Raw genomic sequence first — 18,959 nt, forward strand, 5'->3', positions numbered from 1 at the left:
TAATTTATTTAGCGTTCTGAAAAAATTTTAAGGGAAACACTCTGACATGACACTACGTAACTACAAAACCACTTATCTTGCTTCTGCAATTGCATTAAGCCTTAGCTTAACTTCAAATGTATTTGCAGCAGATGAAGAAACCAAAGAAATTGATGAAAACATTGAAAAAATTGAAGTAAGGGGTTCCCTAGGAAGTTTACCTGGTCAAGCGGTTGAGTCAGTTTTTGGTTTTGGTGAGTCAATTCTAGAAACACCGCGCTCTGTCTCAACAATTAGTAATCAACAAATGGAACGTTTTGCCATCACTGATCTTGATGAGTTAGTTGCGTTTTCACCCGGTACTTTTACGCAATCATTCTTTGGTGTCGCTGGTTCTTTAGATGTACGTGGTACACCCGGTGAAAACTACTTTAGAGGTGTTAAGCGTCTTGATAACCCGGGTAATTTCCCTACCCCTATTGGTGCCTCAAGCAGTGTTGATATTGTTAGAGGTCCAGCATCTCCTATTCATGGCCCCTCTAAAATTGGTGGCTATTTAAACTTTACCCCTAAGTCTTCTCGTGCGACTGGTGGACAATACCTAGATGAAAATAAAGGTGAGTTCTCAGTAACTACCGGCAGCTGGGATAAAAGCGTAATAACAGCTGAAGTTGGCGGCCCTGCAGAAATAGCTGGTAAGGAAATGGGTTTCTACCTTTATGGTGAAGTTGAAAATTCAGGTAGCTTCTATGATAACTCAGGAACAGATCAAACTATATTTCAAGCTTCTTTTAATGGCGACATTACCGATAATTTCCGTTTTGAAGTTGGTGGTATGTACCATCTGTATGATGGTAATCAAGTTGCAGGTTGGAACCGTTTATCACAAGACCTTATCGATAATGGTACCTACACTACGGGCACATCGAAGCCTTTAGATACTAATGGTGATGGCTCTATTTCACATCAAGAATACGGTGCTGTTAACTTAGCAGGTAATAGCTTCTTTTATGTTCCTGCATCCTCTTTTAATGACGCTGAAGTAACTGAAGCGATGATGCTAGAGAACGCTGGTACAAGTACACTATCACATAATCAAGTACTAACCGCTGCTGACGATCAGCTTAAAAACACCGCTGTTACGCTATATTTTGATATGTTTTATTACACTGATAATGGGTGGGAAATTAAAAACCAATTATTTTATGATGCCTATGACAATATCAATGAAAACGCATACGGCTTTGCTCAAAAGCACGATAGCTATGTTGTGGAAAATAAACTCGTATTTTCAAATGAATATGAGTTCGATTCATTGATTGCACAAGTGCAAATATCACCGTCAATTAGATACACTAATTTCGAACATGCGGATGATTTTACCAATGAATACTTCAATCGTCGTGATCTAACAATGCCTTCAACTGCATTAGATCGTCGTTTACTGGCAACAAGAATTGATAAAGATTACGACAATTATGATGTAGGTAGTTATACCGATTACGGTATTGCCGCTATGTCAAATTTAAGCTGGGATTGGGGTTTAAATGTCTTATTAGGTCTTCGTTACGACACTATAGATATTGAAACAACCAGACTTGATTATAAATTATTAGGCTCTGCTGACTCATACGATACATCTAATACTACTGACGCGAGTAAAACAGAAGATGGCGTATCTTGGAATACCAGTATTTCATACAAATCAGACTTTGGCTTAGTTCCCTATATTACTTTAGCTGAGCAAGGAACACTTGTTGCAGGTCAAGGGGCAGAAATTGGTGTTGCTCAGTTAGAAAGTGGTGCTTTTGATGTTTCAAAATTAACCGAATACGGTGTAAAAGGTAGCTTTTTAGATGAAAGCTTATACTTTGCATTATCATTTTATGAGCAAGAACGTACTGATTACAATGCACAATCAATTACTACTAACGCCACTACGCGTAATGAAGGTACAGAATTTGAATTACGCTGGGTCTTCAGCGAGCAACTTGTTTTAAGTGCTGGTTACACAAATCTTAAGGTTTATAACTTAACAGCAATACAAGATGGCAGTCAGTTTGGCTTCTTAGGTGCTGAAGATCTAGTGAACTTAAGTGACCCTGCACTCATCTATGGCGGTAATGTTATTGGTTTAACATTAGTTGGCGATGAAGAAGGAGGACGTAAAGCAGGTATGCCTGAAGATATATACAGCCTTACTGCCACTTATGATTTCCAAAATGGTTTTGCTGCAAATGCCAGTGTTGTGAATGCAAGTTCAACCTACTCAGGTTTCTCACAAGCAGTTGAACTTCCTTCATATACATTAATTAATGCTGGTGTGTTTTATGATGCAGAAACTTGGACAGCAAGCTTTACCGTTAAAAACTTAACCGATGAAAAATACTACCGTGCTAACTTCCCAGATTTATTTGGTGGACAAGTAGTATTACCTGAACTTCCACGACATGTTCAAGCGAAATTTAGTTATAAATTCTAACGTTAATTAATTAACGTTAGTGTCGTCAAAGACTCATACTCAATATACGAATATGAGTCTTTTTTTAAGCTGCATAAAGAAAATATATCCCTATTTTTTATCTTTACTATAGAGAGACCCAATGAAATATTTATTACTTCCAATAACCTTACTCGGTTTGATGTTCACCCTATCTAGCTGTGGAGCAGTAAAAACTGCCACGCAAGACTCTACAGTGAAAGTTATAGAAGAAACTAAGCCAATTCAGGTAAAAGTTGTTGTGGTTAACATGTTTGAAATTGGTGAAGACGATGACGACAAAGCTGGCGAATTTCAATTATGGAAAGAAGGACAAGCCTTAAATAAACGCTTTGCCTTTCCACAGTCTCACCATGATTTATATTACAACGAAGAAACTGGCGTTTTAGGCATGGTAACTGGAATGGGAACTGCTCGTGCTGCTTCTTCAATTATGGCTTTAGGTCTTGATCCTCGCTTTGATCTCACCAAAACATATTGGTTAGTCGCGGGGATTGCTGGTGTTGATCCACAAGATGCATCAATAGGATCGGCGGTATGGGCAACGTGGTTGGTTGATGGTGATTTAGCGCATCAAATAGATGCACGTGAAATACCAGCAGATTGGGATTCTGGTTACTTCCCACTTTTCTCACACGCCCCATACAAAGGTAAAACGGCAAAAGATACTAACCATCAATCAGCAGGTGAAGTGTATAAAATAAATGGCGAATTAGCTGAGTGGGCATATCAATTAACTAAAGATACTCCATTAACTGATTATCCTCGTATGCAAACGTTAAGAGCTAAATACGTTAATTATCCAAATGCCCAACGTCCTCCCTTTGTATTAAAAGGCGACCACATGGCAGCGGCTACTTTTTGGCATGGAAAATTAATGAATAATTGGGCAAATTCATGGTCAAAATTCTGGAGCGATGGTCAGGCAAATTTTGTGACTTCTGGCATGGAAGACACTGGAACTTATCAATCTTTAACCTATTTAGATAAAGCGGGTAAAGCAGATAAAAATCGCTTTATGGTACTTAGAACAGCCAGTAATTACAGTATGCAACCCGATAGTTTAACGGCTGCAGAGAATTTAAAATTGGAAAGTGGTGAAAATGGGTATGCTGGGATGCAATCATCTTTAGAGTCTGCTTACGCTGTCGGCAGTATTGTTGTTGACAATATAGTTGTTAATTGGTCGGTGTATCAAGAGACCCCTCCTTATCAAGCTAAAGAAACTAAATGAGCTCAAACTAAAGAGTAATGAGTAAAATTCTATAATTAACAAGTTTTATCATTAAATAGAGCAATAAATAAGTCTATCTATTGCTCTATTTATATTACTCACCAACGCAGCGATTCAGCACTACAGTAATAGCAGTTGAACATAAATTGGCTACGCCATTTCGTTCAATTTGCTCGATATAAATTAAAAGTTGAACATTTCATCTATATTTATTTTTAAGCACTATTCCGTCGCCTCTTTAAGGACTGCCCTATGAACAAACTAATTACTCAATTTATTTTACTTTTTACGGCTCTACTTATTCAACTGAATGCTAACGCAACAACAATGAAAAGAATTGTTACGGAAAGTGCTGTGTTAGCACCTCAGCCAATTTTAATTGAAGCACCAATGCCAATTGAAGCTGAGTATTTAGCTAAAAGGCTGTCTAATGTTCGAATTGAATACTCAGGCTACTTTACCTTTTATATTGGCACACTAGATAACTACCCTGTCATCGTCGCAGAAACAGGCAAAGGGCTAGAAAATACCGCAGCAGCAACAGCTATTGCTATAGAGAGATACCGACCTTTAGCCATCATTAACCAAGGAACATCAGGTGGACATGATCCTGCTCTAATGGTTGGAGATATAGTGTTAGGTAAAAGAACCGTAAATATTGGTAACTTTAAAACATCACATAAAAACACCGGCCAAGGCTCAGATCCATTTTCGTGGATACCCATGGATATTATGGCGTCAAAAGGTAGTGCTGGAGAGGACTCTGGTGCCAAGGATGCTGAAAAAATACGTTTTTATGCAGGTAGCCCAACACTATTAAATTCAGCTATCGCCGTTAAAAACTTATATAAAAGAGGACGCGTTGTCGAAGGTACAATCGGCTCAGCTAACTTTTGGAATAATGAAATTGATAGAATTCTATGGTTCCATAAAAATTTCGGTACCAGCGCGGAAGAAATGGAAGGCGCTGCCGCTGCAATGATTGCCAGTGAATATAACATTCCAATGCTAAGTATTCGTGTGTTATCAAATAATCTAACTAATGGCGGAGAATATGATCCTTCAACCGCGCAAGATTGTCAGCAATACGTTCTAAATACAGTAAAGCATTATATAGCAACACTATAAAACGGAAATCCTATAAAAAAACATTCACTTTATAACAATTCAAGTAGGCATTATGGACATTATATATAACGTTGAAGATAAACCGCCACTAGGGACATCCATCTTACTCGCAGCACAACATTTACTTGCTGCACTAAGTGCAATTATTACAGTCCCACTAGTTATTGGCGGAGTGTTAAAGCTTCCTGTAGCGGATATTGTTGTCCTAGTTAACGCAGCAATGCTAATTTCTGGCGTGGTAACTATTATTCAATGTAAAGGGCTTGGTCCTGTTGGTATTCGATTACCTTGTGTTATGGGAACGAGTTTTACCTTTGTTGGTGTCTCTATCGCTATTGGTTTTGAATATGGTGTGGAAGGCATTTTAGGCTCAGCTTTGGTTGCGTCACTTGTAATGATCATTGGCAGCTTTTTTATGCCAATAATCAGAAAGTTTTTCCCACCTATTGTTACTGGCACAGTGGTGACTTTAATTGGTCTATCATTAGTCCCCGTAGCAATTGATTGGTTTGCTGGTGGTCAAGTAGGCCAGGATGACTATGCTTCGCTGTCTAATTTAGCCATAGGTTTGCTAGTTTTAGCAACCGTGGTTACATTATCTATCTTTGGTAAAGGCATTCTATCTGCTGCTGCTGTCGTCATAGGTATGCTCGTCGGTTACCTTGTTTGTTTGGCCTTGGGAGTAATCGATTTTAAACCGGTGCAAAGTTCGCCATTATTTGCCTTACCAAGCCCTTTTCATTTTGGTTTAAGCTTTCCAATTAGCGGTATTGTCGGTATGTCGATCGCCTATCTAGTAACAATAGTGGAATCTACCGGTGATTTTCTTGCGCTGTCTAATGTTACAAAAACTAAGTTAACTGGAAAAAAACTATCAAGTGGTATTTTATGTGATGGATTAGGTTCGGCCTTAGCATCGGTATTTTCAACGACGCCCTTTTCTTCCTTCTCACAAAATGTTGGCATCGTCGGGATGACAGGCGTTGCCAGTAGATATGTGGTTGCTATTACAGGCGCAATGTTAGTACTTGCAGGTTTATTCCCAGTTTTAGGGGCTATGATTGTCTCTATACCTCTACCTGTATTAGGTGGCGCAGGCTTAGTTATGTTTGCCATGATTATTACTGCTGGGGTGAATATCTTATCCACAACTCAACATACTAAACGAAATGGTATGATTATCGCTGTTAGTATTGCTACCGGTATGGCCGTCACTGTTCGCCCAGAATTATTAAGTCACTTACCTGAATTTCTCAAAGTTATTTTAGCTTCGGGGATAACCACAGGTTCAATTATTGCTTTACTGTTGAATGTAATACTACCAAATGCCGATATCATTACGGATACTGAATAGTGAGTTAATACCAGTTTCATTAATTAAGTGAACAAATTTATACGTAGAAAAAATTGCAAAATACAAGGCATTTATTTCAATAACTAGTTGTTCTAATTATTAAATAAATAACGATGTAGTTGGTGATTTTAGCAAGTAGAAATGATCACATAGTTAGTGAGATTGGTATAAAAACGACTGTTTAATGGAAACTCAGCGGTTAAGTATCGCTGAGTTTTATCAAACAAGGACATGAAAAGTTAGCAGTTAAGTAGCTTAAAAAAAACAACATTAACTGATGCCACAACCTTTAAGAATAACATGCGTTAATGTAGCAACAATCGCTTCAAAATCATCGTCATCCATAACGCTCTTGTCGAGTGCAGCAACAACTTGCACATTAAAGTCAGCATAATGTTGCGTAGAACTCCAAATTAAGAATAGCAAATGATGTGGATTAACATCATCAATCAAACCTTCTTTTATCCAAGCCTCAATAACGACAACTTTACTTTGCAACCATACTTTAAAATCATTATTTAGGTAATAATGCAGAACAGGTGCACCATGAATTAATTCACTAGCAAATATTCGAGAGGCATCGGGATCATTTTTAGAATGCATTACCTTAGATCTAATGTATGCACTAAGCGCGGCTTTTGGCTCACTACTCGCATTTAACGTATCATAATCTCTATTCCAAACTTCAATAATATTACTTAAAATTTGCTGATATAAATCGGTTTTATCTTTAAAGTAGTAATGGATATTAGCACGAGCTATCCCTGCCCGCTCTGCTATACGTTTGATTGATGCACCTTTAAAGCCATGAGTAACAAACTCTTTTTTGGCCGCTTTAAATATAAGAGCTTTATTCTTTTGTCGAATAGCCCCTTCTGTTTCTTTCACTTTTTTCACAAAAATCCCTATTTAAAAATCGCGAGTAAACAAATGTTAAAAAACGTGTCTTAACTAACTGCCTTAATTAACTGTATTAAAAACAAACAACAGTAAGTAAATTGTATTTATAAGTAATTATTTATAAGCAAGCAGTTATAAACGATCACGGATAAAAAACTAACAGAATTTAAGTCGTTTTAATTAACCTGTTGAAACCAACAATTATTAGATAATAAATATTGGTACTTTTCAACCAAGATCAACAACTTCATATATTATTTTACTTTTTAACTATTCAAACTTACCTAGCTTAACTGCCTTTATTTTTGAGTTAACCAAATAGCTAAATGAGTCCGCTCTTCTTTTGTCATGTTAGTTTTATTCATAAAAGGCATATCTTGAGCATCAATAACTCGGGCTTTTATACGTGGAGCCCATTGTTTAATTGAATTGATATCATTAAACACAATTCCTGCTTGTGCCGTTTTAAACATATCATCTGTGTTGTTATTTGAATGACAAGCGCTACAACGTTGTTCAATAATTTGCATTGCTTGTGTATCACTTACGGTTAATTGTTTTTGCGCTTCGTTTAACTCAACTGATTTAGGCGCGATTAGAAAAGCTAAAACAATCGTTGCGACCACAGAGCCAACCAAAACTAAGGGCTTCTGCTTACCAAAATGACGTAATACGAAATATTGTCGCACTGAGGCAGTAATTAAAATAATCGCGATTAATACCAGCCAATTAGCACTATGGTTATAAGTCATCGGATAATGATTTGAGATCATAATAAAAATGATAGGCAGTGTTGTATAAGTATTATGTGTTGAACGTACTTTGGCATTTAAACCGTAGCTAGGATCTGGCGCTCTTCCCTCTTCAACCGCTTTAACCAGTGCTCGCTGTGAAGGCATTATGCCAAAAGCCACATTACCCGCCATAATAGTGCCGATAATAGCGCCCATGTGCATGTATGCACCGCGTGCACTGAATATTTGTGTTAAGCCATAAGATAAAGCGGTTGCGACAGCAATTAAAATCAAGCCTAAAATAATGCCATGATTTCTTAATTTAGTTCGTACTAAAAATTCGTAAATACCAACGCCAACAACAATAGAACCAATGCCTAATACAATCGCTTGTAATTGTGTTAAATCAGCCACTCGACGATCAATCAAATATGATTCAGCCCCAACATAAAACATCAGTGATAATAATAAAAATCCTGTAAGCCATGTGGTATATGCTTCCCATTTAAACCAGTGTAACGTAGTTGGTATTTTAGGTGGGGCAAGCTTATATTTGGCTACTTCATAGAAACCACCGCCATGAATGGCCCATAAATCACCGCCAATACCTTTATCTATTTTTTCTTGTGGTGGTGTTTCTAAATGATTGTCTAACCACACAAAGTAGAAAGAAGCCCCTATCCAAGCAATACCTGTAATAAGATGGGCAAATCGAATAATGAGATTCAACCATTCGTTAATATACGGATCCATAACTTTCCTTTATTTTTATTAATAAGCTTCTTACTTAATAAAGCTTTTTCAACTGAAAAAATTTTACAATGAGAATGTAAACACATTCCTTAAATTTAAGCACGTTACGCTTTATTATCGACTTTTTCACCCATAATATAAGTTGATTTAACATGTCGTTCATCGCCTAACATACTTAAAATAAATAGTTTTTCAGATAAGTTTTTACAATGGCTCATTCGTCTAGCCATTAAGGGTGTTGCATGACAATCAAGCACAACAAAGTCAGCTTCAGCTCCTTGAGTAAAGTTACCGATAGTGCCTTCAAGATCTAAGGCAATCGCGCCACCTAATGTTGCTAAATAAAACGATTGAAATGGGCCAAGTTTATCGCCACGTAATTGCTGTGTTTTATACCCTTCATTTATTGTACTTAGCATAGAAAAGGTTGTTCCTGCACCGATATCAGAGCCCAGTCCAACATTCACATTATGCGCTTGTGCCTGCTTAAGATTAAATAAACCACTGCCTAAAAATAGGTTCGAGCTAGGACAAAAAGCAATTGCTGAATCTGTTTCACTTAAGCGCTGACATTCACTGTCATGTAAATGAACACCATGAGCAAAAATACTGCGACGGCCTAATAATTTACTTTGATCATAGACATCTAAATAACCGTCACTGTCAGGAAAAAGATCTTTTACCCACGAAATTTCAGCTTTATTTTCACTTAAATGAGTGTGTAAATAAACACTCGGATTTTCAGCCAACAATTGCCCAGCTTTATTTAATTGCTCTGTTGAGCAAGTAGGAGCAAAACGCGGAGTGATGGCATACTGTAAGCGGTCAGTATTATGCCATTTTTCGATTAATGCCTTACTGTCATCATAGCCACTTTGTGCGGTATCTGATAAATAATCAGGGCAATTTTGATCCATTAATACCTTACCACAAATCATGCGCAGCTTTTTCTGCTGAGCAATGGTAAAAAAGGCTTCAACCGACTCTTTATGCACAGTACCAAATACTAAAGCTGTTGTTGTTCCTGCATCAAGCAGCTGATCTAAAAAGAACTCCGCAACTTTCTTACCATGCTCAAGATCTGAAAATTGACGTTCAAATGGAAAAGTATAACTTTCTAGCCACTCAAGTAATTGTTCACCATAAGACGCAATCATTTCGGTTTGCGGATAATGCACATGTGTATCAATAAAGCCCGGTATGATTAACCCTTTTTGGTAATGAGTAATCTCAATATCAGCAGGCAAGGTCGAAAACAATTCGGCGAATTCACCTATTTTTGCCACCAAGCCATTTTCAATAACTAGCAATCCGTCTTCTATATATTGATAGCTCTCTTGTAGCGGTACTTTGGCCGGATCAGCCAAAAAGTGCAGTAATTCTCCACGAAATACTTTTAACATTTATTCTCACCTTGATTCATAACGTTTTACTTGTTTGTGTTCACACTATTCATGTATGCCATTCATTTATGAATTGGCAATAACTAACGAACCGTCGAGTTCAAGTACATCGCAGTTATCGCCTTCGCCGCCTCTATCAACCACTAAAAAGTCACTTTCACCGCCTAATGCTAAACAAAAATGGTGCCAAGTTCCTTTATGGTAATTAACGCCTTGATGAGATTTAGCAATAAAAACTTTAATGCTATTTACATCAAACTCTCCTGCAGGAGCAACAACCACTAAATAATTATTGGTGCCCATAGGAATAAATGCCTGACTCCCTTTTGGGTGACGTTCCATCATTTTGATAGCAATTGGTTGCACCAAGGGAGTTGAACGAAAAATATTAATTAGTGGATGTCCGTTATTATCATTTACATCAATTTTTGCTAGATCATGATAACGCTGGGTAAAGCCATCATTAATAGCAAAGTTATTTGCCTCTGAATTAGCTTCAATTACATCACCAAACACTGTAAAAGCATCTTTTGTTAATGGTTGTGGCGTTAGTATTTTTATATTGTCAGTCATCTGTTTTAGCTGCCACGGTATGTTGAATAACCAAACGCAGTTAATAGCAATGGAATATGATAATGCGTGTTGCTACCATCAAGCTCAAAAACGATATCAACAAAAGGATAAAAACCTTGTTCGTTGTTCATGTCAAAATAAGTTTTGGTTGCAAAGTGCATGCGATAAACGCCCGCTGAAAGCACAACATCATTAGCTAATAAACCGGCGATGCGTCCATCGGTATTCGTTATTCCCTTAGCAAGTTCTTGCCAACCATCTGGTGTTTGAGCAAAAAGGGTAATAGGTAATTTTTGTGCTGGTAGTCCACGGGTAGTGTCTAAAACATGCGTTGTTATTTGGCTCATAATTTTTGACTCATAGTAGTTTCTCAATTCTAAGGTGGAAAATTTTACGCTGCTCTTCCGCTGCATTTGTTAATTCAGTTGCTCTGTTATTGGGTAAGCGCTCAAGTAACAAAGCTAGCATTTCTGCAGCACTTTTACCTGTAGCACAGACAATAAAAATAAAGCCAAACTTGTCTAAGTAATCAGCATTACCCTTAGCTAGATTTACTAACACTTGCTCACTTGCTTGATTTACTGAACTTTGTTCACCACTGGCTAATTCTTTCGTATTCGCGTATTTCGCTCGCAAAGTTGCCACATTGCCGATTTGAGGATGGCCTTCAAAGGCTTCTAAATAATCTTTTTCTTCTAACGTTTGCCATACTAAATCTGCTTGCGTAGCAATTGCTCTACTATTGCTAAAAGGCCTTGCCTTCACCATAGCTTCAACCCAAGCAGAGGCTGTGCAACACTGCATAAAGGCATGCGTTGCTTGCTCAACAGACAAGGTATTTAATTCTTCTATATTCATATTTTACCCTATCGCTAAGTTAGACTTTCCCAAACACTCTCATACGAGAAATCCCACCGTCAGGAAATATATTTAAACGTACATGGGTAAACTTTTTAGTGTTTTCCGGTATGATTTCATTTAAAAACAGATGTTCGCGATGTGCGTATAATTTAGTTTTAGCAATAATAGGTTGCCATTTTTCTGCTTGTTTACCATCAGTAAAATCATCACTGTCAGTTACCATACCCTCTAAAGTGAAGGTATCTGGAAAGTTACCTTTAAAGTGACAGGTATCTACGATGACTTTTTCAATACTGCCCTTAGTCGCAAGTTTTACAATTGACCAATCTGGTCCAGGATCACGGCGTCGTTTAGTTTCCCAACCATCACCCATGTCTTTGCCACGCCCCGGCATAATGAGATTATTTTTATCACTAAAAAACATGTCACTAACAAGTAGCGCTTTGCCGCCATTTTTAATGTAGGCTAAATCAATTAACTCTCCATCAACAAAATCTTTCCAGTTAACGTCGGCTTCACCATAAACACGAAAACGTGCAATACCACCATCAGGAAACATATTTAAACGCACATGTGTCCAAGCGGTATTATTATTAATCTCAAAAATATTCTGACTGTGAGCATTTACCGCCACTTCAGTTAAAATAGTCTGCCAAACCGTATCTTCATTAGGTTGAACATCACTAACACAAGCTTCTACTGACACTGTTTGAGGCGCGTTACCACGAAAATAATTAGTGTCGATATCAAAACCACGAATAACCCCCTTAATACCAAGACGAATAATGCACCAGTCGAATTCTCTGCCATTGTCACGGCCATAGCTACGTCGAGATTCCCAACCGTCCATCCACTTACCACGATCAGTAAACTTACCATCGATAAAAATACCTCGACCCGGTTTAAGCAAGTTTTCCATGCCGGCAAAAAAATCATCACTACACGATAATGTTTCACCACCAACCCGTTCGCTGGCTAAGTCAACACAGTTAGTTTTCAACTGAGTAACTAATGCTAACGAAGCACCCGTTAATTTATTCTGCTCTTGTGTATCTATATCTAGCATCATTGCTTGTTGTTCCTACTTAAAATTTTTAATCGTTAACACGTATCGTCAAGGTTCATTGCTGACGTTAGTATAGTTAGCTACCAGCTTAAAGCTTCTCTTTAAGTAACGGACGGCCTTTGGGTGTGTTGATAAATTGATCTTGTTGATAAACATGGTGACCACGTACAAAGGTATGCTGTACCTGACCTGTCACTTTTCTACCCGCGTATGGTGTTATATTATGACGATGCTTAATCATTTCGTTAGTAATAGTGAATTCAGCATTGGGATCAAATACTAAAAAATCGGCATGATTACCTACTTTTATTGCCCCTTTCACTGAGTCTAAACCAGCAAATTTTGCCGTTTCGGTCGACATCAAACGAGTAATATCAATTAAACTAAAACCACGGTCTTTGGCTTCAGTCCAAATTAATGAAATACCGAATTGTAGCGCTGAAATACCGCCCCATGCTTTTTCGATATCACCGGTATCAATATGCTTTAATTCAGGTGTGCAAGGTGAGTGATCAGAAACAATAAAACTTAAACGACCATCACTAATTGCTTGCCATAAATGTTCGCGGTTTTGGTTTTCACGAATAGGAGGACAACATTTAAATAAGGTTTTACCATCAGGAATATTTTCAGACGCAATGGTTAAATAATGTGGGCAGGTTTCCGCTGTAAAACGTAAGCCCTCACTTTTAGCTTGCGCGATAGTATCTAACGCTTCATCCGAAGATAAATGCACAATATGTACCTTACAATTATCTCCTTTCTGCTTAGATTCACGCGCCATATCTACCATTAGTGATATCGCATCGTTTTCCCATTTTTTAGGGCGCGACTCAAGAAAACTATTATATTTCTTGGTGATTTCGACGTCATTATAACCACCACAGTCTAACTCTGCATGAATTAAGTAAGGTACATCATGTTTCGCTAAAATAGGCATTGCAGCACGAATATCTGTTGTTGATACATTAGGGAATTCTTCAATACCAGAGTCAATCAAAAACGATTTCACACCCAGTACACCAGCATTAAGCAATTCGTCTAAATCAGCAATATTTTGTGGAATAACACCGCCCCAAAAACCACAATCAACCCATAATTTATCTTCAACAGCATCGAGTTTTTCTTGAAAGGCAGCCTTAGTAGTAGTAACAGGTATACAGTTTAATGGCATATCAACCAGCGCGGTAATTCCGCCGGCGGCAGCCGCTTGTGTTGCCGTATTAAAGCCTTCCCATTCTGTACGGCCGGGTTCATTAATATGTACATGAGAGTCAACTAACCCCGGCATAATAACGTATTCAGCATAATCTAAAACTTCACACGGTAACGTTTGTCCATACGGATGGATAGCATAAATATGCTCATTTTTAATTTCTACACAAGCAGGAATCATTGAAGATTCACCATTGTTAGTGCTTACTATTACGTTTTCACTTTGTAAGGCAAAATGAGACACTTTGCTACTCCTATTTAAACTGATCATATTGCTAATAAAAAATTACTGCTTGTTATGTAAATCTAAGTAACTATTGCGCAGTAAGTAACTGCTTAATTTCTTGCCAATGAACACCTTGCTGTGTTGATGGCGACTTACTACTTTTTGATGTATTTTCATTTAATTGATGCGCTTTTTGAGCTTGATAAATATTGATAATTTCGCCTGCGATAGAAACAGCAACTTCTATTGGTAACTTTCCACTGACTGCTTTCAATCCTATTGGGCAATTCATTCGCGCCACTTGTGTTGGATCAATGTCACGGTGTTTATAACGTTGCTGAAAACGACGCCACTTAGTATCAGAAGCAATTAGCCCTAAATAGGTAAAATCCGCTCGCTTTAAAATAGCTTGCGATATGTCAAAGTCCATTTGATGATTATGGGTCATCACAATGTAATAACTATTCTCTGGCATATTGGCCACTTCACGTTTAGGCTCTTCACTTACCACTTGCCTTACATTCTGAAAAGTATCAATATTATTTGGAAACTGTTCATTGCGGCTATCAACCCAGGTGATATGACACGGCAATTGCGTCAGTATTGGCATTAACGCTTTTCCAACGTGACCAGCACCAAACAGCATGATATTAACGCCGACAGCGGCAAAGCACTCGAACAATACACTGGCATTACCACCACAGCATTGTCCTAAATTACTACCTAATTGAAAGTGTTCTAAATGTTGACCACTTTTACCCACAGCTAGCATTTTTTGTGCATACTTAATTGTTTTGTGCTCAAGATGCCCACCACCAATAGTGTCGTAAATGTCATCTTTGCTAATCACCATTTTAGTGCCACTATTTCTCGGTGTTGAGCCTGATACGCCGACAAGCGTTACTAAAACATAAGCTTGGCCTTGTTTACTCAATTGATATACTGCACTGTTCCAGTTATTACTGGTAGAAATAGTCATACTACGTCTCTCGTACTTCGCTAATCATCAAGCTTATCAACACGTTAAGCTATTGCTGACGACTGTGATTTTACTGCTTCAACAGCCCAAAGCACGCGTTCTGGAGTTGCTGGCGTATCAAGTTCAGGACTAATTTTATAATCAGCAATACTTGAGATAGCATCTTTCAATGCACACCAAACCGACATGCCCAACATAAACGGCGGCTCTCCTACGGCTTTAGAGTTATAAATAGTATGCTCGCGATTAGGCGCGTCAGGCATCAAGGTCACACGGAAATCTTGCGGAGTGTCATTAATCGCAGGTATTTTGTAAGTAGCCGGATTATTTGACAGCAAACGGCCTTGCTCATTCCACATCAACTCTTCAGTGGTTAACCACCCCATACCTTGAATAAACGCTCCTTCTATTTGTCCAATATCAATAGCCGGGTTAATTGAATGCCCTACATCTTGCAATATATCGGTACGTAACGTTTTATATTCACCTGTTAACGTATCGATTATCACTTCAGATACTGCCGCACCGGTTGCATAATAAAAAAACGGACGACCTTTACCTGTAGCACGATCAAAATGAATTTTAGGCGTTTTATAGAATCCAGTAGAAGATAAAGATACTCGGCCCATATAAGCAATCTGACAGAATTCTGCAAAACTAAACGTTTGCTCACCCACCACAATATTATTGTTTTCAAATATGACTTGCGATGCTGTAACTTGATATTTTTCACAGGCAAAATCAATTAAACGTTGTTTAATAATTTTAGATGCGGCTTCTGCGGCTTTACCATTTAAGTCGGTTCCCGAAGATGCTGCCGTTGGAGAGGTATTAGGTACTTTGTCAGTGCGGGCAGAAGAAACAGCCACAGTATCCACATTTACTTTAAACTCTTCGGCAACAATTTGTGCCACTTTGGTATTAAGACCCTGCCCCATTTCACTACCACCATGATTTAAGTGGATAGTACCATCAGTGTAAATATGTACGAGTGCGCCAGCCTGATTTAAATGCTGTACTGTAAATGAGATACCAAACTTTACCGGTGTTAAGGCTATGCCTTTTTTCAAAATAGGACTATTAACATTGAAATCTGTAATGGCTTGACGACGTAATTGATAGTCTGAGCTTTCTTCAAGTGTCTCAATTATTTCAGGTAAATTATTATGCTCTACCTTTTGATGATAATGAGTAATGTTACGCTCAGTATCACCGTACAAATTTACTTTTCTAATCTCTAGCGGGTCTTTACCTAGATGACGAGCAATATCATCCATAACCATTTCAATGGTCATCATACCTTGAGGCCCGCCAAAACCACGGTAAGCGGTATGAGACACCGTGTTTAATTTACATCGATTACCTGTAACGGTTGCTTGATCTAAAAAGTAAGCGTTGTCTGAATGAAACATTGCTCTATCAACAATTGCATCAGATAAATCAGGTGAATAGCCACAATTACCATTCACTTCAATATTAATTCCCTTAATTTGGCCATTGTTGTCAAAGCCAACGCGGTAGTTATTTTCAAAGGGATGACGCTTGCCCGTCATGGTCATGTCATCCATACGACCTAACTTGAATTTAACAGGTCGTTTGGTTTCATTGGCAAGTAAGGCGGCAAGACATGCCCAAGGTGCAGCTTGCGTTTCTTTGCCACCAAAACCACCACCCATGCGGCGCATATCCACTAAAACTTTATTTAATGGAATAGCTAACACTTCAGCGACTAATTTTTGTACTTCGCTAGGGTGCTGTGATGAAGTGAATATTTCCATGCCTCCATCTTCTGTTGGTACCGCAGTAGACACTTGACCTTCAAGGTACATATGCTCCTGTCCACCAACAACGATCTCGCCTGATAATTGATGTTCCGCGTCAGCAATGGCAACATCAGAGTCGCCCCGCTTCATCGTAAATGGCGGGCGAACAAAGTTCTGTTTTGCTAAAGCATCTTTTACAGTTAATACGGCTTCAAGCGCTTGGTATTCAATTTTTGCTAACTTGACCGCTTTACGCGCTAAGTCATAACTAGTGGCCGCCACCGCAAAAATGGGTTGACCAACAAACTCTACTTTACCAATAGCTAAAACAGGATCACCAGGAAATACCGGACCAATATCTGTATGACCAGGAACGTCGTCAACAGTGATTACCGCAACCACACCTTCGGCTTTTTTTACGGCAGATAAGTCTATCGAAAGAATATTCGCATGAGCGTGAGTAGATTGACCAACCGCGGCATGTAATTCACCGCGTAATGAAGGTCGATCATCGACATAAATAGCTTCACCAGCAACGTGCTTCTCTGCACTTTCATGCTTTTTAGACCGACCAACACCACCTAAACCAACATTTTCTTGTCCATTAACAAGGTTTGCATCAGTATTTTTATGTACTTTGTTTGTATTCGCTTTTGCTACATCAATAAGACTACGCATAATTCACCACCCGTGTTTCTATCACATGACTTTGCAGCTCTAGATAGCACTTTTCAATCAGGTTTTGTGCAACTTTCATGCGATATTTATCTGATGCGCGTACATCAGACATTGGATTAAAATCAGTTAATAATGCGGCTTTTGCTTGTTCAACAGATTCCTTAGTGAAGCTGTTACCCAACAGTGCTTTTTCAGCCAAAGATGCTCGTTTAGGTGTGGCAGCCATGCCACCAAAAGCTAAACGAACAGTAGTGATTTTTTTCGCTGACTTTTCAATAAAAAAAGCTGCTAGTACCGCTGAAATATCATCATCGATACGTTTAGATATTTTATAAAGCTTCAAAGTTTGACCTAAAGTGGGCTTAGGAATTTGTATTGATTTGATAAATTCTGATGGTTTAAGCACTGTTTTTTTGTAGTCAACAAAATAGTCTTCCACCAGTATTGTGCGTTCAACACCGTTAAGATGTAATGTCATGGAGGCACCAAGCGCAATTAATGCTGGCGGCATGTCACCAATAGGTGACGCATTACCAATATTGCCACCTAATGTACCTGTGTTACGTATTTGCTTAGACCCAATACGCTCAATCATATCACCTAAGTCAGGATAATAATGGTGTAATGTGTCGATGAATTGACTGTATGGCAGTGCTGAGCCAATCACTATTTCAGACTCTGTTTCTTCTATTTTCATCAATTCATCAACATTACCGACATAAACCAGCTTATTAATTGTTGCTAAATTTTGAGTCACTGAAAGCGCTAAATCTGTACCACCAGCCACTAATGTTGATTCGGGCTCTTTAGTTAACTCATATGCTAACTCATCGATAGTTGAAGGAGAAGTATACTGATGACCATTACCCACTAAGCTAGGTGCCGGTAACTGTTGTAGCTCAGTGAGCGTTGCAACAGTTTCTTGATAATGTTTAGCGAAAGAGTCTTCATCACTACCAACACTTGAGGTAATAGCAGCTTCAATAATTGAACGATAGCCGGTACAACGGCATAAATTACCCGCTAACGCCTCTAGTACTTCCCCACGACTTGGTGTTTGATTATGTTTATGCAAAGCAAAAGAAGACATAACAAAACCGGGCGTACAAAAGCCACATTGAGAGCCATGATTATCAACCAGTGTTTGTTGTGCATGATGTAAGTTATTTTTCTCTTTTAAATCTTCCACCGTAATCAATTGCTTTCCATGTAAATTACCGACAAAAGTAATACATGAATTAATTGATTTATAATGAAGTTGCCCCGTGTTGTCACTATCTAACTCAGCAACAACGACAGTACAAGCACCACAGTCTCCAGAAGCACAACCTTCTTTGCTACCAGTACTAAACTGTATTTCACGTAAATATTGTAAAACAGTTATATTAGGGTCTATATTCTCTATACTGACAACGTTATTTTTAAATAAAAAACGAACGGTATTATTTATCATAATCTTTTCCGTAATTCCTTGTTACTTTTCGAGACAAGCGGTAATGGTCTAAATATACCAGAGTAAAAAACTGACACAAGTGTCAATTTTTCACTCGTACTCTCTAAATTAGATAAACATTATTATTATTGTTATTCAAATCAAAACTAACGTAATGAAA

The 18,959-nt window shown here is 38.2% G+C and carries 15 protein-coding genes; 4 read left to right on the top strand and 11 right to left on the bottom strand.

The annotated features are described in order from the left end of the window. Positions 1–46 precede the first annotated feature (46 nt). From GQS55_RS15065 to GQS55_RS15080, 4 genes are all read left to right on the top strand, one after another. Complete coding sequence (locus GQS55_RS15065; RefSeq protein ID WP_159821273.1) at positions 47–2,461, top strand: TonB-dependent siderophore receptor; 2,415 nt, start codon at positions 47–49, stop codon at positions 2,459–2,461. A 121-nt stretch (positions 2,462–2,582) separates the two neighbouring features. Further along, complete coding sequence (locus GQS55_RS15070) at positions 2,583–3,713, top strand: purine-nucleoside phosphorylase (RefSeq protein ID WP_159821274.1); 1,131 nt, start codon at positions 2,583–2,585, stop codon at positions 3,711–3,713. Between the two features lie 252 nt (positions 3,714–3,965). Then, complete coding sequence (locus tag GQS55_RS15075; protein ID WP_159821275.1) at positions 3,966–4,841, top strand: 5'-methylthioadenosine/S-adenosylhomocysteine nucleosidase; 876 nt, start codon at positions 3,966–3,968, stop codon at positions 4,839–4,841. A gap of 52 nt (positions 4,842–4,893) precedes the next feature. Beyond that, positions 4,894–6,195 (top strand): nucleobase:cation symporter-2 family protein, encoded by a 1,302-nt coding sequence (locus tag GQS55_RS15080; protein ID WP_159821276.1) that lies wholly within the window; start codon positions 4,894–4,896, stop codon positions 6,193–6,195. A 270-nt stretch (positions 6,196–6,465) separates the two neighbouring features. On the opposite strand, the gene GQS55_RS15085 is transcribed toward GQS55_RS15080, so the two are convergent. The 11 genes from GQS55_RS15085 to xdhA form a co-directional block, all read right to left on the bottom strand. Next, positions 6,466–7,092 (bottom strand): TetR/AcrR family transcriptional regulator, encoded by a 627-nt coding sequence (locus GQS55_RS15085; RefSeq protein WP_159821277.1) that lies wholly within the window; start codon positions 7,090–7,092, stop codon positions 6,466–6,468. 302 nt (positions 7,093–7,394) lie between these two features. Continuing rightward, positions 7,395–8,582 carry a urate hydroxylase PuuD gene (locus GQS55_RS15090; RefSeq protein WP_159821278.1) on the bottom strand — a complete coding sequence of 396 codons (1,188 nt, stop codon included), beginning with the start codon at positions 8,580–8,582 and terminating at the stop codon, positions 7,395–7,397. A gap of 104 nt (positions 8,583–8,686) precedes the next feature. Further along, the gene (gene guaD, locus GQS55_RS15095; protein WP_159821279.1) at positions 8,687–9,985 is read right to left on the bottom strand and encodes a guanine deaminase; all 1,299 of its coding nucleotides are present in this window, start codon (positions 9,983–9,985) and stop codon (positions 8,687–8,689) included. Positions 9,986–10,051: 66 nt separating this feature from the next. Beyond that, positions 10,052–10,558 carry an ureidoglycolate lyase gene (locus GQS55_RS15100; protein ID WP_159821280.1) on the bottom strand — a complete coding sequence of 169 codons (507 nt, stop codon included), beginning with the start codon at positions 10,556–10,558 and terminating at the stop codon, positions 10,052–10,054. 5 nt (positions 10,559–10,563) lie between these two features. After that, positions 10,564–10,905 carry a hydroxyisourate hydrolase gene (gene uraH / locus GQS55_RS15105; RefSeq protein ID WP_159821281.1) on the bottom strand — a complete coding sequence of 114 codons (342 nt, stop codon included), beginning with the start codon at positions 10,903–10,905 and terminating at the stop codon, positions 10,564–10,566. 10 nt (positions 10,906–10,915) lie between these two features. Then, complete coding sequence (uraD, locus tag GQS55_RS15110) at positions 10,916–11,416, bottom strand: 2-oxo-4-hydroxy-4-carboxy-5-ureidoimidazoline decarboxylase (protein ID WP_159821282.1); 501 nt, start codon at positions 11,414–11,416, stop codon at positions 10,916–10,918. Between the two features lie 19 nt (positions 11,417–11,435). After that, positions 11,436–12,488: an allantoicase gene (alc, locus tag GQS55_RS15115; RefSeq protein ID WP_236559658.1), complete on the bottom strand. Its 1,053-nt coding sequence runs from the start codon at positions 12,486–12,488 to the stop codon at positions 11,436–11,438. An 85-nt stretch (positions 12,489–12,573) separates the two neighbouring features. Beyond that, complete coding sequence (gene allB, locus GQS55_RS15120) at positions 12,574–13,944, bottom strand: allantoinase AllB (protein WP_159821283.1); 1,371 nt, start codon at positions 13,942–13,944, stop codon at positions 12,574–12,576. Positions 13,945–14,014: 70 nt separating this feature from the next. Further along, complete coding sequence (xdhC, locus tag GQS55_RS15125) at positions 14,015–14,905, bottom strand: xanthine dehydrogenase accessory protein XdhC (RefSeq protein ID WP_159821284.1); 891 nt, start codon at positions 14,903–14,905, stop codon at positions 14,015–14,017. A 44-nt stretch (positions 14,906–14,949) separates the two neighbouring features. Further along, entirely contained in the window at positions 14,950–17,346 is a 2,397-nt protein-coding gene (gene xdhB / locus GQS55_RS15130; protein WP_159821285.1) for a xanthine dehydrogenase molybdopterin binding subunit, read from the bottom strand. After that, a complete protein-coding gene (xdhA, locus tag GQS55_RS15135) occupies positions 17,339–18,799 on the bottom strand; it encodes a xanthine dehydrogenase small subunit (protein ID WP_159821286.1) in 1,461 nt (486 codons plus the stop codon). The genes xdhB and xdhA overlap by 8 nt, the downstream gene beginning before the upstream one ends. Positions 18,800–18,959 lie beyond the last annotated feature (160 nt).

Source organism: Colwellia sp. 20A7 (genome assembly GCF_009832865.1).
Classification (GTDB): Bacteria; Pseudomonadota; Gammaproteobacteria; order Enterobacterales; family Alteromonadaceae; genus Colwellia.

Bases quoted from the DNA above. Each gene is read 5' to 3' on its own strand.
- xdhA (WP_159821286.1), bottom strand. From the start codon at position 18,799: ATGATAAATAATACCGTTCGTTTTTTATTTAAAAATAACGTTGTCAGT.
- GQS55_RS15080 (WP_159821276.1), top strand. From the start codon at position 4,894: ATGGACATTATATATAACGTTGAAGATAAACCGCCACTAGGGACATCC.
- GQS55_RS15075 (WP_159821275.1), top strand. From the start codon at position 3,966: ATGAACAAACTAATTACTCAATTTATTTTACTTTTTACGGCTCTACTT.
- GQS55_RS15065 (WP_159821273.1), top strand. From the start codon at position 47: ATGACACTACGTAACTACAAAACCACTTATCTTGCTTCTGCAATTGCA.
- GQS55_RS15070 (WP_159821274.1), top strand. From the start codon at position 2,583: ATGAAATATTTATTACTTCCAATAACCTTACTCGGTTTGATGTTCACC.
- xdhC (WP_159821284.1), bottom strand. From the start codon at position 14,905: ATGACTATTTCTACCAGTAATAACTGGAACAGTGCAGTATATCAATTG.
- guaD (WP_159821279.1), bottom strand. From the start codon at position 9,985: ATGTTAAAAGTATTTCGTGGAGAATTACTGCACTTTTTGGCTGATCCG.
- uraD (WP_159821282.1), bottom strand. From the start codon at position 11,416: ATGAATATAGAAGAATTAAATACCTTGTCTGTTGAGCAAGCAACGCAT.
- xdhB (WP_159821285.1), bottom strand. From the start codon at position 17,346: ATGCGTAGTCTTATTGATGTAGCAAAAGCGAATACAAACAAAGTACAT.
- GQS55_RS15100 (WP_159821280.1), bottom strand. From the start codon at position 10,558: ATGACTGACAATATAAAAATACTAACGCCACAACCATTAACAAAAGAT.
- GQS55_RS15090 (WP_159821278.1), bottom strand. From the start codon at position 8,582: ATGGATCCGTATATTAACGAATGGTTGAATCTCATTATTCGATTTGCC.
- uraH (WP_159821281.1), bottom strand. From the start codon at position 10,905: ATGAGCCAAATAACAACGCATGTTTTAGACACTACCCGTGGACTACCA.
- alc (WP_236559658.1), bottom strand. From the start codon at position 12,488: ATGATGCTAGATATAGATACACAAGAGCAGAATAAATTAACGGGTGCT.